The sequence below is a fragment of the Bellilinea sp. genome (assembly GCF_034432615.1).
Lineage (GTDB): Bacteria > Chloroflexota > Anaerolineae > Anaerolineales > Anaerolineaceae > Bellilinea.
Genome location: NZ_DAOUBL010000225.1, coordinates 1 through 2,319 on the forward strand (window position 1 = coordinate 1; position 2,319 = coordinate 2,319).

A 2,319-nucleotide genomic window follows, 5' to 3' on the forward strand; every position below is an offset into this window, starting at 1 on the left:
GCTTCACCCATCTCAATTTAGATTACATCCGATTTGGGCAGATTGCTTATTGCCAGACTTCCTGATTGTTGTACAGTTCAATTTTCAGGCTGCCGTCAATGATCTGCTGGCGCAGTGTCATCACCTGATCTATGATGGATTGGGGTAAAACCTGGATCTGGGCTTCGAGGGCAATATCCACACCGCCCTGAGCAATGCCGTACTTCAGCACCTGGCCGGGCTGGTAAGTGCCGTCGTTGATGGTCTTATAGACATCCTCGATGGCTTTGCCAACGTTTTTGATGTCGCTGGCGATCACATAACCGGGTTCGAGGTCGTTCTGGTTGGTATCCACACCAATGGCGTACAACTGGCGTTCACGGGCGGCCTGTAACACGCCGATGCCGGCAGCGGCCGCAACCTGAAAGACTACATCCGCTTTCTGGTCATACAGCTGCAAAGCAGCCTGTTTACCGCGTGCGGAGTCATCCCAGGCGCCGCCCAGTGATTTCTTCAACACCTGAATTTCAGGGTCAACCGATTTTGCGCCGTTTTCGTAAGCAAAAATAAAGGCATTGACCACCGGGTCAACATCACCGCCGACTACGCCGATGATTTTATCGGCGTTGATATTCGGGATGCTGGTATCAAGGGTTGCCAGTCCGGCGACAACCCCGGCGAGGTAGGCGCTCTCTTCCTCGATGAAGTCCACCGAGGTGATGGTTTTCTTGCTGTTTTCGACGACCGTATCAATGTTGACAAAGATTTTATTGGGATATTGATCGGCAAACTCTTTCAGTTGATCCTCAAAGCCGTAGGAAATCACAAAGATTACATCTGCGAAATCCACGGCGGCGCGCAAGGATGGTTCATACTTACCGGCATCAAAGTTGCATTCAATGGTGCGGGTTTCTACCCCGTACTGTCTGGCAATGTTGTCAATACCGGCTTTGCCGGAATCGTAGAAGGCGTTATCGCCCAGCGCGCCATTGATCAGATAAACGACCCGCTTGGGCTGATCCTGGGTGCTGGCTGCCGGTGCGCAGGCTGCCAGACTGAGGAGCAGAGCCACAATTAAAAGAATAAACAGGGGCTTTTTCATCTTCTATTCTCCTTAAGTACTCTTGTCGTGGAATGGTTTGGTTTCTCAAATTGAACCACCAAAAAATGACGGGAGAATTATACTCCCGTTCTTTGGCTTTATCCGAGAAGTTTGACAATTGTGTACGAGAGAGAGGGGGATGTTCCAGCCGCCTGGCGGACAGGCGGCTGGAGGTTTTGGATCACTCATGGAATCTGGATTGATCCAGTAATTCGCGCAGCTTTTCTTCTTCGCTCTTGGCTTTTGCCGGCAGGGCCTCTCTTTCGGCTTGCAGTTCGGCTGCTTCGGCAGCGCGTAACACATCCAGCGGTTGTCGGCGCATCAGGCTGAATTGTCCGCAGTTTTCGCAACGATCCAACCTGCCGACTGCCAGATTGATACTCCACAAGTGAAGGGGGGTTGGGCGCTGGCATTTGGGGCAAATCGCACCGCCTGCAACTCCATAATCGCGTGCTTGACCGGGGGCGTAGCGTCCGGCCGGCTTACCGCGCAATGTGAGCATTTGTATGCCGCCGCCAATTACTGTTAGCAGCAAAACCACTGCCAAAAGAGGAAGCACAATTTTGATAATGGCCTGCTTTTCGGCTTCGCTGCTGGCAAATTCAAAGCGCCGTGGTGATAACGTTATCGTTGAGCCGTCCTTCAAAGTCAACCGGGCGCTCAGTTCGTGAACACCTTCGGGGTAACTGCCGGTATTGAAACGAAAACGGAAAGGCGCTTCGGTGATCGTTGCCATTTCCTCGCCATCCAACAGAAAAGTAACCGATGCCAGATGATCCTGATCACCTGAAATTTTGAGGGTGAAATCGCCGCGAATCTGGCTGCCGGCCGAAAAGCCGAAGTTGCGGTCCACCAGAAGCCGGTAACCTTCCTGTGCCATTACAGGGGAAGTCAGCAACAGGCTGAGGATTAGGGCGCTGGCAGTAATGGATAGGATTTGAAAGATTGAGAGAGAATGTTTTGTTTTCATAATTCACTTCCAACGGGTGAGAATGGTTTCACGCTGAAACAGGCGCGCACCGAGATAGATCAGAAAGATGTCGATCACAATCAGGGCAGTAATGACGATCAGCATCAATTGCTGGTTGATGACTAGCAAACCGGCTACCTGTCCAAACAGGAGTGCCAGCACCGGAACGATCAATACGGCTGCCATCTGTTCTGCAATGCGCGGGTCGTTGACGCGCGAGGAAACCATGATGGCAAAATTAACCGCGGCGATAGCCATCAGCGGTCCG

At 52.0% G+C, this 2,319-nt stretch carries 2 protein-coding genes and 1 pseudogene; all 3 read right to left on the reverse strand.

The window, feature by feature from the left end:
- Positions 1 to 46: 46 nt before the first annotated feature.
- Positions 47 to 1,081, reverse strand: a complete 1,035-nt coding sequence (locus VAE48_RS09970; protein ID WP_322793176.1) for a BMP family ABC transporter substrate-binding protein — start codon at positions 1,079 to 1,081, stop codon at positions 47 to 49.
- A gap of 181 nt (positions 1,082 to 1,262) precedes the next feature.
- Entirely contained in the window at positions 1,263 to 2,051 is a 789-nt protein-coding gene (locus VAE48_RS09975) for an Ig-like domain-containing protein (RefSeq protein WP_322793177.1), read from the reverse strand.
- 3 nt (positions 2,052 to 2,054) lie between these two features.
- Positions 2,055 to 2,319, reverse strand: a pseudogene (locus VAE48_RS09980) (ABC transporter permease); the annotation flags it as partial.

Bases quoted from the DNA above. Each gene is read 5' to 3' on its own strand.
- VAE48_RS09970 (WP_322793176.1), bottom strand. From the start codon at position 1,081: ATGAAAAAGCCCCTGTTTATTCTTTTAATTGTGGCTCTGCTCCTCAGT.
- VAE48_RS09975 (WP_322793177.1), bottom strand. From the start codon at position 2,051: ATGAAAACAAAACATTCTCTCTCAATCTTTCAAATCCTATCCATTACT.